This is a genomic window from Streptomyces sp. NPDC041122 (assembly GCF_055592445.1).
Map to the genome: position 1 here is coordinate 213,195 of NZ_JBVIYQ010000009.1, position 15,686 is coordinate 228,880.

Genomic DNA, 15,686 nt, shown 5'->3' on the forward strand with positions numbered 1-15,686 from the left:
GTCAGTCTCGTACGCACACGTAGATGGCCGTTCCCGGGATCAGGTTTCCGCGCAGCGGCGACCAGCCGCCCCACTCCTGGGTGTTCCAGGCGGGCCACTCCGGCTCCGCGATGTCGACGAGCCGCAGCCCGGAGGCCACGATGTCCCGCACCCGGTCGCCGATCGTGCGGTGATGCTCCACGTAGACGGCGTCGCCCTGCTCGTCCTGCTCCACATAAGGGGTGCGGTCGAAGTAGGAGGCCGCCACGGAGAGACCCTCCGGGCCCGGCTCGTCCGGGAACGCCCAGCGGATGGGATGCGTCGCGGAGAAGACGAACCGGCCGCCGGGCCGCAGCACCCGCCGCACCTCCTTGAGGACGAGGACGGGGTCGGCGACGAAGGGCATCACGCCGTACGCGGAGCAGACGAGGTCGAAGGCGCCGTCCCGGAAGGGCAGCACCCCCGCGTCGGCCTGCACCAGCGGGACGCTCCCGCCGATCCGCAGCGCGTGCTGGAGCTGGCGGTGGGAGAGGTCGAGCGCCACCGGGCGGGCGCCCTGCGCGAGCAGCCAGCGCGAGCACTGCGCGGCGCCGGCACCGATCTCCAGGACGTCCTTGCCCTTCAGCTCCTCCGGCGGACCGAGCAGTTCCGCCTCCACCTCGTCGAGCCCCTCGGGCCCCCACACGAAGCGGTCGTCCCCGAGGAACGTGCCGTGCTCGATCTGGTACTCGTCGGCGTTCCGGTCCCACCAGCCGCGGTTGGCGCGACTGCTCTCCGTCACATCGGCGGCACGCCGGGTGGCCTCGGGCTCGGGCAGCTCGGACTCTTGGATGATCGGCTCCATCGTCGTAACCTTCGTCGGATTCCGTCGCAAGGGGGCGCGGTGCGGCCCGTGTGGCCTCATGCGACAAGTTTTGTGCCGGGTATGCGGCGTTCCGCCCCGGGTGTGCGCCTTCGCGCATTGACCCTGTCCGGCTGCCCCCGTATGCTACAAGTTGCGCTGCGAGCCTGCGCTCCTCAGACATAGCAGGCTGCGCTCGCGTCTGTTGCATGTCCCCTCGGTTCTCGAGGCGCCTTCCGGTCACGGAAGCCGCGCTTCCAAGGCTGTCCGGCTTCTGACAGAGCGAAATCGGCTCCGGCGTTGCAGTACCTACGACTTCAATGTCCGTACCGGAGCCCTTACCCACATGACGAGCAGCACCGAGACCACCGCCACCACCCCGCAGGTAGCGGTCAACGACATCGGTAACGAGGAAGCCTTCCTCGCCGCGATCGACGAGACGATCAAGTACTTCAACGACGGCGACATCGTCGACGGCGTCATCGTGAAGGTCGACCGGGACGAGGTCCTGCTCGACATCGGTTACAAGACCGAAGGCGTCATCCCGAGCCGCGAGCTCTCCATCAAGCACGACGTCGACCCGAACGAGGTCGTCGCCGTCGGTGACGAGATCGAGGCCCTGGTTCTCCAGAAGGAGGACAAGGAAGGCCGTCTGATCCTGTCCAAGAAGCGCGCTCAGTACGAGCGTGCCTGGGGCACGATCGAGAAGATCAAGGAAGAAGACGGCATCGTCACCGGTACCGTCATCGAGGTCGTCAAGGGTGGTCTCATCCTCGACATCGGCCTCCGTGGCTTCCTGCCGGCCTCCCTCGTCGAGATGCGCCGCGTCCGCGACCTCCAGCCCTACGTGGGCAAGGAGCTCGAGGCCAAGATCATCGAGCTGGACAAGAACCGCAACAACGTGGTCCTGTCCCGCCGTGCCTGGCTCGAGCAGACCCAGAGCGAGGTCCGCCAGACCTTCCTCACGACCCTGCAGAAGGGCCAGGTCCGCTCCGGCGTCGTTTCCTCGATCGTCAACTTCGGTGCGTTCGTGGACCTCGGCGGCGTCGACGGTCTCGTGCACGTCTCCGAGCTCTCCTGGAAGCACATCGACCACCCCTCCGAGGTTGTCGAGGTCGGCCAGGAGGTCACCGTCGAGGTTCTCGACGTGGACATGGACCGCGAGCGCGTGTCCCTGTCGCTCAAGGCGACGCAGGAAGACCCGTGGCAGCAGTTCGCCCGTACGCACCAGATCGGGCAGGTTGTTCCCGGTAAGGTCACCAAGCTCGTTCCGTTCGGTGCGTTCGTGCGCGTCGACGAGGGCATCGAGGGCCTGGTCCACATCTCCGAGCTGGCCGAGCGCCACGTGGAGATCCCGGAGCAGGTCGTCCAGGTCAACGACGAGATCTTCGTCAAGGTCATCGACATCGACCTCGAGCGTCGCCGGATCTCGCTGTCGCTGAAGCAGGCCAACGAGTCCTTCGGCGCCGACCCGTCGGCCGTCGAGTTCGACCCGACCCTGTACGGCATGGCCGCGTCCTACGACGACCAGGGCAACTACATCTACCCCGAGGGCTTCGACCCCGAGACCAACGACTGGCTCGAGGGCTACGAGACCCAGCGCGAGGCCTGGGAGACCCAGTACGCCGAGGCGCAGACGCGCTTCGAGCAGCACCAGGCTCAGGTCATCAAGTCCCGCGAGGCCGACGCCCAGGCCGAGGCCGAGGGTGCGGCGGCTCCGGCCGGCGCCGCTCCGGCCGCGTCCGGTGGTGGCGGCGGCGGTTCGTACTCCTCGGAGTCGGACGACAACTCCGGTGCGCTGGCTTCGGACGAGGCGCTCGCCGCGCTGCGCGAGAAGCTCGCCGGCGGCCAGAGCTGAGGCTCGCCCCTGGGCGTAGTTGAGTGACGCTGCGGGCCCGCGTTCCCCTTCGGGGGGATGCGGGCCCGTTTCGTGTGCGGGGGTCGGTCCGCGGGCCGGGACGCCGCGAACGCCCGGGCATGAACTCCATGCCGCTGTGGGCCTGTTCACGCGCGTGAAGGCCGTCGGCCGGGGAATGCCCGTGCCCCCTGCGGTGTTCTTCCTTACGAACACGAGGAGGAGCGGTCACAGTGCTTGATCCGCAGGGTTTGTACGCATGGGAGCCGAAGGGCCTCGCCGTCGTCGACATGGCGCTCGCCCAGGAATCGGCCGGACTGGTCATGCTCTACCACTTCGACGGCTACATCGACGCGGGCGAAACCGGCGACCAGATCGTCGAGCGCCTCACGGACGGCCTTCCCGGGCAGGTGGTGGCGAGATTCGACCACGACCGGCTCGTCGACTACCGCGCACGCCGCCCGCTGCTCACCTTCCGGCGCGACCGCTGGAGCGACTACGAGGTGCCGGCGCTGGAGGTCCGCCTCGTCCAGGACGCCACCGGCGCGCCCTTCCTGCTGCTCTCCGGGCCCGAGCCCGACATCGAGTGGGAGCGCTTCGCCGCCGCGGTCCAGCAGATCGTGGAGCGCCTCGGGGTCCGCCTGTCCGTGAACTTCCACGGCATCCCGATGGGCGTCCCGCACACCCGCCCCGTGGGGCTCACGCCGCACGGCAACCGCACCGACCTGGTCCCCGGCCACCGCAGCCCCTTCGACGAGGCGCAGGTGCCCGGCAGCGCGGCCTCCCTGGTCGAGTACCGCCTCCTGGAGGCCGGGCACGACGTGCTCGGCGTCGCCGCGCACGTCCCGCACTACATCGCGCGCTCCGCGTACCCGGACGCGGCCCTCACGGTCCTGGAGGCGATCACCGCCGCGACCGGCCTGGTGCTGCCCGGCATCGCCCACGGGCTGCGCACCGAGGCGCACCGCACCCAGACCGAGATCGACCGGCAGATCCAGGAGGGCGATGAGGAGCTCGTCGCGCTCGTCCAGGGCCTGGAGCACCAGTACGACGCCGCGGCGGGCGCCCAGGACCGGGGCAACATGCTCGCCGAGCCGCTGGACATCCCCTCCGCCGACGAGATCGGCCGTGACTTCGAACGCTTCCTCGCCGAGCGGGAGGGCGACGCGTAACCACAGGCCCTAAGCTGCCGGTCATGCTGAAGGTGGGCCTGACCGGCGGGATCGGCGCCGGCAAGAGTGAAGTCTCGCGGCTGTTCGTCGCGTCCGGTGCCGTCCTGATCGACGCGGACAAGATCGCGCGTGAGGTGGTGGAGCCGGGAACTCCCGGGCTCGCGGCCGTGGTCGAGGCGTTCGGGCGGGAGATCCTGGCCCCGGACGGCTCCCTGGACCGGCCGAAGCTGGGCGCGGTCGTCTTCGCCGACGCCGAGAAGCTCGCCGCCCTCAACTCGATCGTGCACCCCCTCGTCGGCGCCCGCTCCGCCGAGCTCGAACGGTCCGCCGCCGAGGACGCGGTGGTCGTCCACGACGTGCCGCTGCTCGCCGAGAACGGCCTCGCGCCGCTCTACGACGTGGTGGCCGTCGTCGACGCGAGCCCCGAGACCCAGCTGGACCGCCTGGTGCGGCTGCGCGGCATGAGCGAGGAGGACGCCCGCGCGCGCATGGCCGCGCAGGCCACCCGCGAGAAGCGCCGGGAGATCGCGGACATCGTGATCGACAACGACGGTCCGCTGGACGGACTCGCCGAGCGGGTCGCCGAGGTCTGGGCCGGCCTCACGCGCAGGGCGGCGGAGGCCGGGGAGGAGCGTCCGGGACAGGGCGCGGGCGGGCGGCCGGAATAGGGGTGGGCGTGACGGGCGTTGAGACGGGGGAGCGAGGGAAGGAGCCCGGCGTGCCCGACATCAGCCCGGAGACTCATGTCATCGATTACCGCGCGGCGGAGCAGCTCCTTGCCGCGCGGGATCCGCGTGGCGCGGTGAAGCTGCTCGACACCGTCATCGCCGCCCACCCCGAGAACACGGCGGCCCGCCTGCTGCGGGCCCGCGCCTTCTTCGCCGCCGCGCAACTGCGCGCCGCCGAGCTGGAGTTCAGCATCGTCCTGGAGCGCGAACCGGACAACGCGTTCGCGCACTTCGCGCTCGCCCGCACCTACGAGCGCGCCGCACGCCCCGAGCAGGCGCGCCGCCACTTCCGCCTGGCGGCCGCCCTCGACCCCCAGCCGGAGTACCTGGCGGCGGCGCGGTTCGAGGGGGAGGGCGGCCCGGCGGGCAGCCGCTGAACCGGCGCGGGACACCCGGCCGCCGCGCACGCCCCGTCACCCGCCGCGCGGCGGATCGTACGGGGGGACGTCCTTGCCCGGCTGGTAGTGCGGGCCCTGGTGGAGGCGGTGCACGACCAGGGCGAGGTCGGCGACGACCACGACCAGCAGCCCCCCGCACGCCACCGCCCACCCCGTCCGCCCGGTGAGTGCGAAGGCGGCGGTGCCGAAGGCGGCCCAGACCAGACCCCATACGCTGAACCAGAAGCGCATCCGCAGCGGACTCCGCGCGGTCACCGGTTCACTGCCTGTACGCACCATGAGAGGTCATCTCCTCCTTTCAGGATAAAGAGGGTGGAAACGTGCTGGAAGAGCTTCGGGGCGACGACGTGCTCGCCGGCTGGCTGGCGGAACTGGAGAGCGCGGGAGAGCCCCGGTCCGCCGCGGCGCTGCCGGACGCCGACGAGCTGCCCGAGGTGCTCCTCGATCTCGCCGTGCCGCACGAGGACGTCAACGCCCTCGTGGCACTGCGCGGCCGGTTCCGGGCGGACCCGGAGGCGCGGTGGCTGCTCGACCGGTGCGTCGACGCCGTCGTGCGCGACATGGGGAGCGTCGGCGGCGGGGGCCGCGCCCCCGTGCTGCCCGAGGCGTGCGGCGAGCTAGGGCGGTGCTTCTTCGTGTTCGTGTACGTCGCGGCGCTGCCCCACGTACGCGCGTACCACCGCGACCGCGGCATCCCCGCGGACGTCTCGCGCCGCACCCTCGCCGACCTCGGGCGCAACCTGGCGGTGCACCGCAGGGCGCGCGGCAGCCGCGGTCTGCTCGTACCCGGATGGCCCGGCCTGCACTTCCGGGGCGAGCTCTACCAGCTGGGGCGGCTGCAGTTCCAGCGGGCCGTCCTGGGGCGGCGCATGGGCGGCGCGACGGCCGGCGCCGGACACCGAGCGGGGCCGGGCGACCCGTGCCTGAACCTCCACATCACCGACTTCCGGGGGCCGTTGACGCCGGAGGCCTGTGACCGTTCGATCTCTCTGGCCCGGGAGTTCTTCGCGCGGCACTTCCCCGAGGAACGATATGAGACAGCCGTCTGCCACTCCTGGCTGCTCGACCCGCAGTTGAGGGACCACCTGCCCGCGGACTCGAACATCGTCCGCTTCCAGGGGCGATTCCGCCTCGCCGACGGTTACCCCACGGACCCGCAGGACGACGACCCCGTCGCCTTCGTCTTCGGCGACCGGGATCTCCCCGTGGCCGAACTGCCCCGGCGGACAAGGGCGGAGAGGGCCGTGGGCGACCATCTGCGGGCGGGCGGCCACTGGTACGGCGGGCATGGCTGGTTCCCGCTGTAGCGGGCGGGGGCGTCCGGGAGCCGGGAACGGGGTCCCGGCGCGCTTCGTTGGCCGGGCATGAGCCTGGAGATGCGTGAGGGACACGAAGGGACCGGGCCCGGCGCGATCACGCCGGACGGCTGCGCGGTCGAGTTGTACACGCGCCTGTCCGTCGGGGACGAGCCCGACGTCATCGAAGCCGCGGTGCCGGCCGGAGCACACATCCTCGAACTCGGCTGCGGGGCGGGCCGGGTGACCCGCCCGCTCCTGGAGCGCGGCTTCCGGGTCACCGCGGTGGACGAGTCCCCGGAGATGCTGGCGAAGGTCGCCGCGCTGGGCGGCGGGGTGCGGACGGTGCGGAGCCCCATCGAGCGGCTCGACCTGGACGAGAAGTTCTCCGTGGTGATGCTCGCGTCGTTCCTCGTGCACAACGGCGACACGGCGGTGCGGCGCGCCATGCTGCGGGCCTGCCGGGAGCACGTCACGGACGGCGGATGCGTGCTGATCCAGCGCGAGGGCGCGGACTACCACACGAACCTGCCGAGGGAGCGCGTCGACCCGGGCGGCTACACGGTCCGGATCGTCTCGGCGACGCCGGTCGGCGACGGGGTCGACGAGGTGCGCGCGGAGTACGTCTTCCCCGACGCCGTATGGACCCAGACGTTCCGCGCCCGCCCGCTCACCCCGGGACAGTTCGAGGACGCCCTCGCGGAGGCGGACCTGAAGGTCGACGAGTACCTGACGGACGACGGGATATGGGTGCGGGCCGTGCCGGTGCGGTAGGCGGCGCTGGGCTCCGGCAGCACACAGGGCTCGGCAGCACCCAGGTTGCGGGGTGTTGTCGAGCCGCTTCCGCGTTGCGGTGCGTCCGGCAGCGGGGTCGGCTCAGTGCGTTCGCACGGGCCGCCGATCCGCCGAGCCGCCCGCTAGCCCTCCGCGCCCCGCAGCCGTTCCATCTCGCGGCGGTCCCGCTTCGTCGGGCGGCCGGTGCCCCGGTCGCGGATGCCCGCGGGGGCGACCGCCTCGCGCGGCGGCGGGGGCGGTGAGTTGTCGACGTAACACTCGACCGCGACGGGCGCGCCGACGCGTTTGCGGATGAGGCGCTTCACGACGACGACCCGCTCCCGGCCGCCCGGCTGCCTCAGCCGCACCTCGTCGCCCACGTGCACGCCGTGGGCGGGCTTGACGCGCTCGCCGTTGACCCGGACGTGGCCGCCCTTGCACGCGGCGGCCCCCGCCGAGCGGGTCTTGGTGAGGCGGACGGACCAGATCCAGCTGTCCACGCGCACCGAACCCCCGCCGCCTGCCGGATCGGCCGCCGCCGCACCCGGCGCGCGGCCCGTTCCGCCGCTCCCTGAAGTCTCCGAAGCCATACGTCGACCTTAGTCCGGGTTCGGAGCGGCACCCCCGCCTCCCGGCGAGCCGTCCGGAATCCGCCATCCCTCGGCGCCGATAATGCGGACCGATCACGACAAAACGTCCGCGATGAAGTGGCCGCGACTCCGTGATCGCGTCCAGCCGTCCGGATGCGAGGACATGACTCGCGACTCCCAGGAGTGCCTGCCCATGACGTCTTTCGAAGCCACCGTCGACGGTCTGATGGGCGGACTCCGCGCCGACCTGGAACGGCTCGCCGCGATCCCCTCGATCGCCTTCCCCGGCTTCCCCGCCGGGCCGGTGGAGGAGGCCCACGACCTGGTGGCCGGACTGCTGCGGGACGCCGGGGTGGCGCACGTGGAGCGGCTGGAGCTCCCCGACACCGCCCCCGTGGTCTACGGCGAGATCCCGCCCCCCTCCCCGGACGTGCCGACCGTCCTGCTCTACGGCCACTACGACGTACAGCCGCCGGGCGACGCCGCCCTGTGGCGCTCCCCGCCCTTCGAGCCGACGCCCGTCGACGCGGCGGAGAGCGGCCTGCGCGCCCGCGGCATCGCGGACGACAAGTCCAACGTCATCGCGCATCTGGGGATGTTGCGGGCGTACGCGGGGCGGCCACCGGTCGGCGTCAAGATCGTCATCGAAGGCCAGGAGGAGTACGGCAGCGCCTTCGACGGCTACCCGCCCACCGACCCCGAGCGGTTCGCCTGCGACGCCATGGTCATCGCCGACCTCGGCAACCTCCGCCCCGGCACCCCCACCCTCACCACCGGACTGCGCGGCGCCGCCGAGGTGACGGTCGAGGTCCGCACCCTCGACGAGCCGCGCCACAGCGGGGAGTTCGGCGGCGCGGCGCCCGACGCGCTGCTCGTCCTGCTGAAGGCGCTGGCCACCCTGCACGACGTGCACGGGGACGTGGCCGTGGAGGGACTGCGGCGCGAGGAGTGGGGCGGGACGGCGTACACCGAGGAGGAGTTCCGCTCGCTGGCGGGCGTGCGCGAGGGGATGCCGCTGGTGGGCAGCGGCAGCCTGGGCGAGCGGCTGTGGAGCGGCCCTGCGATCACCGTCATCGGCCTGGACGCGCCGAGCGTGGAGCACGCCGCGTCCGCCGTGGTGCCGTACGCCCGGGCGAAGTTGAACCTGCGGTTCCATCCGCGTCAGGACCCGGAGGAGGCGCGCGGCCTGCTCGTGGACCATCTGCGCGCGCTGCGGCCCTTCGGGGTTCCGCTGACCGTCACGCCCGGCGACACCGGGCCCGGCTTCGAGGCGACGACCGGCGGCCCCGCCTACCGCGCCGCGCTCGACGCGCTGCGCGAGGGCTGGGGGCAGGAGGCCTCGTATGTGGCAACCGGCGGGTCCATTCCGCTGGTCAACGGGCTCGCGAAGGCGGCACCCGGCGCCGAGGTGCTGCTCTTCGGGGCGCAGGACAGCATGTGCAATCTGCACGCCCCGAACGAACGCGTCCTCTTCTCCGAGCTGCGCAACACGGTCGTCGCCCTGTGCGCCTTCGTCCGGGAGTACGCCGAGGCGTTCGACCGGTCCACCGCGGGCCGGACGACGGGCGGGGCCGCATGAGCACCACGGAGACCCCGGTCGGCGGCGATCCGGCCGAAGGGCCGCCCGCCGGCAAGCGCAAGTTCACCTTCCCCAGCGCCCTGACCGTCCTCGCGGTCGTCACCGTCGCCGTGTGGCTGCTCGCCTTCCTCATCCCCTCGGGGCAGTACGACCGCAACGGCTCCGGCGCCCCCGTCCAGGGCACCTACCACCGCGTCGACTCCGGGCAGTCCTTCGTGGACCGCCTGAACGACCTCTTCCTCTCTCCCGTCAACGGCCTCTACGGCATCCAGGACGAGAAGACCTCGCTCGTCGCGCCCGACAACGTCGGCTCGCTGTACGGCAGCGCGGGCGTCTTCCTCTTCGTCCTCGCCATCGGCGCCTTCATCACCGTCGTCTTCGCGACCGGCGCGCTCGACCGGGGCATCGGGCGCCTCGCCCACCGGCTGCGGGAGCGCGGCGCGCTGCTCATCGCCGGCGTGATGGTCGTCTTCTCCGTGCTCGGCACGGTCGAGGGCTTCGCCGAGGAGACCCTCGGCTTCTACGGGCTGATCGTGCCGCTGATGCTCGCCCTCGGCTACGACCGCATGACCGCCGTCGGCGCGATCATCCTCGGCGCGGGCGTCGGCGTGCTCTGCTCGACCGTCAACCCCTTCGCCACGGGCGTCGCCTCGTCCGCCGCGGACATCTCGCTCGGCGACGGCATCGTGCTCCGCTTCGCCATGTGGATCGTCCTGACCGGCGTCACCGTCGCGTACGTCATCCGCTACGCCCGGCGGGTGCGGCGCGACCCCGAGCGCTCCCTCTCCGGCTTCCTGCCGGGCGACCGCGACCGGGAGCGGGCGGCCGAGGACGCCGAGGAGGCGCCCGAGCTGACCCGGCTGCACCAGGCGGTCCTGATCGCCACCGCGCTGGTCTTCGCCTTCATGATCTTCTCGGTGGTGCCCTGGTCGAGCGCGCTCACCGGCAAGGCGGACGCGAAACCGTACGGGTTCGAACTCGGCTGGTCCTTCCCGCAGCTGGCCGCGCTCTTCCTGTGCGCGGCCGTCCTCGTCGGGCTCGTCGCGCGCATGGGGGAGCAGCGGCTGAGCTCGACGATCATCCAGGGCGCCGCCGACTTCGTCTCGCCCGCGCTGGTCATCCTGCTCGCCCGCGGCGTCACCACGATCATGAACAACTCGAAGATCACGGACACCGTGCTGCACTCCATCGAGGGGGTCGTGAAGGGGACCTCGTCCGGGCTCTTCGCGGTCATCGTCTTCATCGTGAACCTGCCGCTCGCCTTCCTGATCCCCTCCACCTCCGGCCACGCCACGCTCGCCATGCCGATCCTCGCCCCGCTCGCCGACTTCGCCGGCGTCTCGCGCGCGGTCGTCGTCACGGCCTGGCAGTCGGCCAGCGGCTGGATGAACCTGTGGGTGCCGACGACGGCGGTGACCATCGGCGGGGTCGCGCTCGCCAAGGTCGGCTACGACAAGTACCTGCGGTTCGTGTGGCCGCTGCTGCTGATCCTGTTCCTGCTGATCTGCGGGTTCGTGGCGGTGGGCGCGGCGCTGACCTGAGCGCCGGGGCGCCTCGACGCGGGCGCGCGGCACTGACGCCCGGACGCCGGCGCGGGGCGCCCTGACTCCTCGTATCCGACCGTACGTACGGTGGAGGGCATGGACGGCCTGAGCGAACTGGACGAGCGGATCACCGGCTGCCGCGCCTGCCCCCGCCTCGTCACCTGGCGGGAGGAGGTCGCGCGCACCAAGCGCGCGGCCTTCGAGGACTGGGACTACTGGGGCCGCCCGGTGCCCGGCTTCGGCCCGGCCGACGCCTCCCTGCTGCTCGTCGGCCTCGCGCCCGCCGCGCACGGCGCCAACCGCACCGGCCGGATGTTCACCGGCGACAAGTCGGGCGACTTCCTCTACCCGGCGCTGTACGACGTCGGCCTCGCCTCCCGGCCCACCACCGAGAGCGCCGACGACGGCCTCACCCTGTACGGCACCCGCATCACCTCGCCCGTGCACTGCGCGCCGCCCGCCAACAAGCCGACCGTCGAGGAGCGCGACACCTGCCGCCCCTGGCTGGTGAGCGAGCTGGAACTGCTCGCCCCCACGCTCAAGGCGGTCGTCGTCCTCGGCGGGTTCGGCTGGCAGGCCGCGCTTCCCGCGTTCGCGGCGGCCGGCTGGCAGGTTCCGCGGCCCCGGCCCGCGTTCGGGCACGGGGCGCACGTGGTGCTGCCGGGCGGGCCGGCCGGTGCGGGCCTCGACCTCTTCGGCTGCTTCCACGTCAGCCAGCGCAACACGTTCACCGGACGGCTCACGCCCGCCATGCTGCGCGACGTACTGCGCACGGCCGCCCTGGAGGCGGGGCTGCACCCGAACGGCCCAGCAGAGTGAGCCGCGCCGGGTGGCGCTTCCTACGTTGAGGTCGTGGACCAGACCCTCGCAGCCAAGCCCTCCGCCGCCGCCTACCGCAACCTGGCCGTGGCGACGATCGGTTTCACGCTCACCTTCTGGGCCTGGGATCTGGTCGCCCCGCTCGGCAGCGACTTCAAGGACCGGCTCGGGCTCAGCTCCTTCGAGCAGTCGCTCCTCGTCGCCGTGCCGGTGATCGTCGGCTCGCTCGGTCGGGTCCCGGTCGGCGCGCTCACCGACCGCTACGGCGCGCGGCTGATGTTCCCGCTGGTCTCGGCGCTCACCATCGTCCCGGTCCTGCTGATCATCCCGGCCAGGAACAACTACCTCGCGATGCTCGGGGTCGGCTTCCTGCTCGGCCTCGGCGGGACGACGTTCGCCATCGGCATCCCGCTGGTCAACTCCTGGTTCCCGCCTGCCCGCAGGGGCTTCGCGCTCGGCGTCTTCGGCATGGGCATGGGCGGCGTGGCGCTCTCCGGCTACTTCACGCCCCGCATCGCCAAGCACGGCGTGAACCTGCCGTTCATCGTCGTCGCCTGCGCGCTCGCCGCCTTCGCGCTGCTCGCGATGCTGCTCATCACCGACCGCCCCGACCGGCCGGTGCCCACCAGCTCCCTCGGCAGCCGGCTCGGGCAGGCCGGGCGGCTCCGGGTCACCTGGGAGCTGTCCGCCCTGTACGCGATCGGCTTCGGCGGGATCGTCGCCTTCGGCGTGTACCTGCCCACGTACCTGAAGACCTGGTACGACCTCTCGCCGACCGACGCCGGCACCAAGGCGGCCGGCTTCGCGCTGGTCACCGTCGTCTTCCGGCCCGTCGGCGGCTGGCTCTCCGACCGGATCCACCCGGCCACGGTCACCACCATCGCCCTCGCGGTGGTCGCGCTCTTCGCCGTCGTGCAGGCCTTCGACCCGACGCTGAACCCGACGGGCACGATCTGCTTCCTGGCCATGGCGGCGGGCCTCGGCACCGCGAGCGGCAGCGTCTTCGCCCTCGTCTCCCAGGTCACCCCGCAGCCACAGGTCGGCTCCGTCACCGGCATCGTCGGCGCGGTGGGCGGCCTCGGCGGCTTCGTCCCGCCGCTGGTGATGGGCGCGATCTACAGCGCGAAGAACTCGTACTCGATCGGCTTCATGCTGCTCTCGGACCTGGCGCTCGCGGGCTGCGTGTACGCGTACGGGCGGATGCGAAACGCGAAGGCGGAGTAGTCCGCGGGCCGGTTAGGGTGCCGCGATGGGCCTCTATCCGGACATCGAACCGTACGACCACGGCATGCTCGACGTCGGCGACGGCAACCACGTGTACTACGAGGTCTGCGGCAATCCGAGGGGCAGGCCCGCCGTCGTCCTGCACGGCGGTCCCGGCTCCGGCTGCACACCCTTCTTCCGCCGGTACTTCGACCCCGACGCCTACCGGATCGTCCTGCTCGACCAGCGCGGCGCCGGCCGGTCCACACCGCCCGCGAGCGATCCGGCGACCGACATGGGCGTCAACACGGCCGCGCATCTCATCGCCGACCTGGAGCTGCTCCGGCGCCATCTGGGCGTCGAGCGGTGGCTGGTGTGGGGCGTCTCGTTCGGGTCGGTCCTCGGCCTGCGGTACGCGCAGACCCACCCGGACCGGGTCTCCGAACTGGTCCTCACGGGGGTCGCCACGGGCAGCCGCGCCGAGGTGGACCTCCTGACGCGCGGCCTGGGAAAGATCTTCCCCGAGGCGTGGCGCGCCTTCCGCGATCACGTGCCGGAGGGCGAGCGGGACGGGGACCTCGCCGCGGCCTACAACCGGCTCCTCGAGTCGCCGGACGCGGAGGTCAGGGCGCGGGCGGCCCGGGCCTGGACGGACTGGGAGACGGCGTGCGTGCCGGCTCCGCCGCGGTCCGTCGCACGGTACGAGGACGCGGACTTCCGGGCCGGTTTCGCCCGTACGGTCACGCACTACTTCGCCCACGACCACTGGCTGGGCGGCGACGAGGTGGTCCTGCGGGACGCGGGTTCCCTGCGGGGCATCCCGGGGGTGATGGTGCAGGGGAGCCTGGACTTCGGCAACCTGCTGGGCATCGTGTGGCGGCTCCACGCGGCGTGGCCCGACAGCGAGCTGGTCCTCGTCGACGAGGCGGGGCACGACGCGGGGGCGGGCGGGATCGCGGAGGAGCTGGTGCGGGCGACGGACCGGTTCCGGAGGTAGCGCGTAGCACGGCGCTCGCTCGGACGGACGGGGCCCGGAGGTCCTGCCAGGTCTCACGGGGCTCGGTCGGTCACCGGCTTCGCCGAGTTCGTCCTCAAGCGCCGGACGGGCTGGATTCCGCCTCGTCACGGGCCGGGTGCCGCTGCCCGGGGTCACGCCGCCGTCGGAGTGATTCTCGTGGGTGAACCTCCGCGTCCCGGCCGGGCAGGAGGCGCCGGCGGGGTGCGGCGCCCGCAGACTCCGGGGAAGCGCCGGACACCACCGGCGCCGTCACACCGAACCACTGGAGCCGCCCGGTGTCTCCGCAGCCCTTCCGCCGCCTCCGCCCGCACGCCTCGCCGCGCATCCGCCGGCGCTCCGCGTTCTCCCGCGCCGTGCTCGCCGCCTCCCTCGCGCTGAGCGCGCTGACGGCGGCGGTGGCCGGCGCGCCCGCGGGGGCCGCCACCCGTACGGACACGGAGACACCCCCGGACCCCTCGACCGTCGAGGGCCCGGCCTTCTGGGTCGACCCGTACAGCGCCGCGGCGAAGCAGGTCGCGTCGTGGCGGCGGGAGGGCCGGTCCGGCGACGCCCGGCTCATCGAGCGCATCGCCGGGCAGCCGCAGGCGGTCTGGCTGTACGCGAGCGGATCCGGCGCCGACGTGCGGACCCACGTCGAGGCGGCGGCGAAGGCGGGGCGCACCCCGGTCTTCGTCGCCTACTTCATCCCGCACCGGGACTGCGGCGCGTACTCCTCGGGCGGCGCCCGCGACGCCGCCGACTACCGGGGGTGGGTCGACGGGATCGCCGCGGCGATCGGTACGCGCAGCGCGTACGTGATCGTCGAGCCGGACGCCGTCGCACAGCTCGTGGCCGGCTGCCCGCGCGCGGACGCCACCGAACGGCACGCGCTGCTCGCCTACGCCGTCGACCGCCTCAAGCGCCAGCCGCACGCGAAGGTGTACCTCGACGCGGGGAACGCCGGCTGGGTCCCCGACGAGCGGCGCCTGGTCGAGCCGCTGCGCCGCGCCGGGATCGCCCGGGCCGACGGCTTCGCGCTCAACGTGTCCAACTACGAGACGAACAAGGTGAGTTCGGACTACGGCCACCGGCTCGTCAAGGCCCTCGGCGGCGGCAAGCACTTCGTCATCGACAGCAGCCGCAACGGCAACGGGCCCTACAAGGGCGGCGACGAGGCCTGGTGCAACCCGCCCGGCCGCGCCCTCGGCACGCCGCCGACCTCCCGGACCGGCGACCCCTCGCTCGACGCCTACCTGTGGATCAAGCGGCCCGGCGAGTCCGACGGGACGTGCCGAGGCGGACCGAAGGCCGGCCAGTGGTGGCCGGAGTACGCCCTCGACCTGGCCCGCCGGGCCCGCGCTCAGCGCCCCCGCCGAGGACCTGTCCGGCGGATCACGGCACGACCGCGGTGGCGGTGATCTCGACGAGCTGGCCGGGGTAGCCGAGACAGGTCGTGCCGAGCAGCGTCGAGGTGTGCGGGCCCGCGGAGAGGCCGGAGGCGCGGACGGCCCGCCACGCGGCGCCGAGCGCGGCGGGCTCGTCGCCGACGACGTACACGGTGCTGGCCACCACCTGGGACAGCGCGCTGCCCACCGCGCGCAGGGCCTCGTCGAGGTTGGCGATGACCTGTTCGGTCTGCCGGACGACGTCGCCCTCGCCGACGAGCCGCCCGTCGGGGTCGAGCGGCACGGACCCCGCCATGAAGGCGAGCCGCGTGCCGGCCTCGACGACGGCGGCGTGGGCGTAACCGGGGGGTGGGAAGAGGCTGGTGACGGTGGTGCGTCGGGGTGGGGGCGGGGGCTGAGGTGTGCCGTGGTCGTGGGCGCTCATGTCGTCATCGTGCGGGAACTGGAGTGCGTACGCACCCGTATTTTCCGCGGCCCCGACGCTTGACGCATGCCCCGACGCACCA

General features: G+C 72.7%; 16 protein-coding genes. 12 read left to right on the forward strand and 4 right to left on the reverse strand.

The window, feature by feature from the left end; translation table 11 throughout:
- Position 1 precedes the first annotated feature (1 nt).
- Positions 2–823, reverse strand: coding sequence for a class I SAM-dependent methyltransferase (locus ACZ6B8_RS29960; protein ID WP_471075742.1), 822 nt, complete (start codon positions 821–823; stop codon positions 2–4).
- A gap of 343 nt (positions 824–1,166) precedes the next feature.
- On the opposite strand from ACZ6B8_RS29960, the gene rpsA reads away from it, so the two are divergent.
- The 4 genes from rpsA (at position 1,167) to ACZ6B8_RS29980 (ending at position 4,952) form a co-directional block, all read left to right on the forward strand.
- Complete coding sequence (gene rpsA, locus ACZ6B8_RS29965) at positions 1,167–2,678, forward strand: 30S ribosomal protein S1 (RefSeq protein ID WP_471075745.1); 1,512 nt, start codon at positions 1,167–1,169, stop codon at positions 2,676–2,678.
- Between the two features lie 230 nt (positions 2,679–2,908).
- Positions 2,909–3,847 carry a PAC2 family protein gene (locus ACZ6B8_RS29970; protein ID WP_471075748.1) on the forward strand — a complete coding sequence of 313 codons (939 nt, stop codon included), beginning with the start codon at positions 2,909–2,911 and terminating at the stop codon, positions 3,845–3,847.
- Positions 3,848–3,870: 23 nt separating this feature from the next.
- Complete coding sequence (coaE, locus tag ACZ6B8_RS29975) at positions 3,871–4,515, forward strand: dephospho-CoA kinase (protein ID WP_471609254.1); 645 nt, start codon at positions 3,871–3,873, stop codon at positions 4,513–4,515.
- A 50-nt stretch (positions 4,516–4,565) separates the two neighbouring features.
- On the forward strand, positions 4,566–4,952 hold the full coding sequence (locus ACZ6B8_RS29980; RefSeq protein WP_471075754.1) for a tetratricopeptide repeat protein: 387 nt from the start codon (positions 4,566–4,568) through the stop codon (positions 4,950–4,952).
- Positions 4,953–4,988: 36 nt separating this feature from the next.
- Here the strand turns inward: ACZ6B8_RS29980 and ACZ6B8_RS29985 are convergent, their stop codons facing one another.
- On the reverse strand, positions 4,989–5,252 hold the full coding sequence (locus ACZ6B8_RS29985; RefSeq protein WP_471609255.1) for a DUF6343 family protein: 264 nt from the start codon (positions 5,250–5,252) through the stop codon (positions 4,989–4,991).
- 92 nt (positions 5,253–5,344) lie between these two features.
- On the opposite strand from ACZ6B8_RS29985, the gene ACZ6B8_RS29990 reads away from it, so the two are divergent.
- Positions 5,345–6,280: an acyltransferase domain-containing protein gene (locus tag ACZ6B8_RS29990; protein WP_471609365.1), complete on the forward strand. Its 936-nt coding sequence runs from the start codon at positions 5,345–5,347 to the stop codon at positions 6,278–6,280.
- A gap of 69 nt (positions 6,281–6,349) precedes the next feature.
- On the forward strand, positions 6,350–7,042 hold the full coding sequence (locus ACZ6B8_RS29995; RefSeq protein ID WP_471609256.1) for a class I SAM-dependent methyltransferase: 693 nt from the start codon (positions 6,350–6,352) through the stop codon (positions 7,040–7,042).
- A 143-nt stretch (positions 7,043–7,185) separates the two neighbouring features.
- On the opposite strand, the gene ACZ6B8_RS30000 is transcribed toward ACZ6B8_RS29995, so the two are convergent.
- Entirely contained in the window at positions 7,186–7,632 is a 447-nt protein-coding gene (locus ACZ6B8_RS30000) for an RNA-binding S4 domain-containing protein (RefSeq protein ID WP_471075762.1), read from the reverse strand.
- Positions 7,633–7,825: 193 nt separating this feature from the next.
- On the opposite strand from ACZ6B8_RS30000, the gene ACZ6B8_RS30005 reads away from it, so the two are divergent.
- The 6 genes from ACZ6B8_RS30005 to ACZ6B8_RS30030 all read left to right on the forward strand — a co-directional run bounded on the left by ACZ6B8_RS30005 (position 7,826) and on the right by ACZ6B8_RS30030 (position 15,192).
- Entirely contained in the window at positions 7,826–9,211 is a 1,386-nt protein-coding gene (locus tag ACZ6B8_RS30005; RefSeq protein WP_471609257.1) for a M20/M25/M40 family metallo-hydrolase, read from the forward strand.
- Positions 9,208–10,752, forward strand: a complete 1,545-nt coding sequence (locus ACZ6B8_RS30010) for a YfcC family protein (protein WP_471609258.1) — start codon at positions 9,208–9,210, stop codon at positions 10,750–10,752. The genes ACZ6B8_RS30005 and ACZ6B8_RS30010 overlap by 4 nt, the downstream gene beginning before the upstream one ends.
- Before the next feature lie 99 nt (positions 10,753–10,851).
- Complete coding sequence (locus ACZ6B8_RS30015) at positions 10,852–11,574, forward strand: uracil-DNA glycosylase (RefSeq protein WP_471075771.1); 723 nt, start codon at positions 10,852–10,854, stop codon at positions 11,572–11,574.
- Between the two features lie 33 nt (positions 11,575–11,607).
- A complete protein-coding gene (locus tag ACZ6B8_RS30020) occupies positions 11,608–12,798 on the forward strand; it encodes an MFS transporter (protein ID WP_471075774.1) in 1,191 nt (396 codons plus the stop codon).
- Between the two features lie 25 nt (positions 12,799–12,823).
- Positions 12,824–13,774 carry a prolyl aminopeptidase gene (gene pip, locus ACZ6B8_RS30025; RefSeq protein WP_471609259.1) on the forward strand — a complete coding sequence of 317 codons (951 nt, stop codon included), beginning with the start codon at positions 12,824–12,826 and terminating at the stop codon, positions 13,772–13,774.
- Between the two features lie 344 nt (positions 13,775–14,118).
- Entirely contained in the window at positions 14,119–15,192 is a 1,074-nt protein-coding gene (locus ACZ6B8_RS30030; RefSeq protein WP_471609366.1) for a glycoside hydrolase family 6 protein, read from the forward strand.
- Here ACZ6B8_RS30030 and ACZ6B8_RS30035 read toward each other — a convergent pair.
- The gene (locus ACZ6B8_RS30035; protein ID WP_471609260.1) at positions 15,167–15,604 is read right to left on the reverse strand and encodes a RidA family protein; all 438 of its coding nucleotides are present in this window, start codon (positions 15,602–15,604) and stop codon (positions 15,167–15,169) included. The two genes, ACZ6B8_RS30030 and ACZ6B8_RS30035, sit on opposite strands and share 26 nt — an antisense overlap.
- Between the last annotated feature and the right edge of the window lie 82 nt (positions 15,605–15,686).

What these genes read in the sequence shown, in the direction of transcription:
- ACZ6B8_RS29960 (WP_471075742.1), bottom strand. Translation starts at nt 823, where the DNA reads ATGGAGCCGATCATCCAAGAGTCCGAGCTGCCCGAGCCCGAGGCCACC.
- rpsA (WP_471075745.1), top strand. Translation starts at nt 1,167, where the DNA reads ATGACGAGCAGCACCGAGACCACCGCCACCACCCCGCAGGTAGCGGTC.
- coaE (WP_471609254.1), top strand. Translation starts at nt 3,871, where the DNA reads ATGCTGAAGGTGGGCCTGACCGGCGGGATCGGCGCCGGCAAGAGTGAA.
- ACZ6B8_RS29985 (WP_471609255.1), bottom strand. Translation starts at nt 5,252, where the DNA reads ATGGTGCGTACAGGCAGTGAACCGGTGACCGCGCGGAGTCCGCTGCGG.
- ACZ6B8_RS29995 (WP_471609256.1), top strand. Translation starts at nt 6,350, where the DNA reads ATGCGTGAGGGACACGAAGGGACCGGGCCCGGCGCGATCACGCCGGAC.
- ACZ6B8_RS30000 (WP_471075762.1), bottom strand. Translation starts at nt 7,632, where the DNA reads ATGGCTTCGGAGACTTCAGGGAGCGGCGGAACGGGCCGCGCGCCGGGT.
- ACZ6B8_RS30005 (WP_471609257.1), top strand. Translation starts at nt 7,826, where the DNA reads ATGACGTCTTTCGAAGCCACCGTCGACGGTCTGATGGGCGGACTCCGC.
- ACZ6B8_RS30010 (WP_471609258.1), top strand. Translation starts at nt 9,208, where the DNA reads ATGAGCACCACGGAGACCCCGGTCGGCGGCGATCCGGCCGAAGGGCCG.
- ACZ6B8_RS30015 (WP_471075771.1), top strand. Translation starts at nt 10,852, where the DNA reads ATGGACGGCCTGAGCGAACTGGACGAGCGGATCACCGGCTGCCGCGCC.
- pip (WP_471609259.1), top strand. Translation starts at nt 12,824, where the DNA reads ATGGGCCTCTATCCGGACATCGAACCGTACGACCACGGCATGCTCGAC.
- ACZ6B8_RS30035 (WP_471609260.1), bottom strand. Translation starts at nt 15,604, where the DNA reads ATGAGCGCCCACGACCACGGCACACCTCAGCCCCCGCCCCCACCCCGA.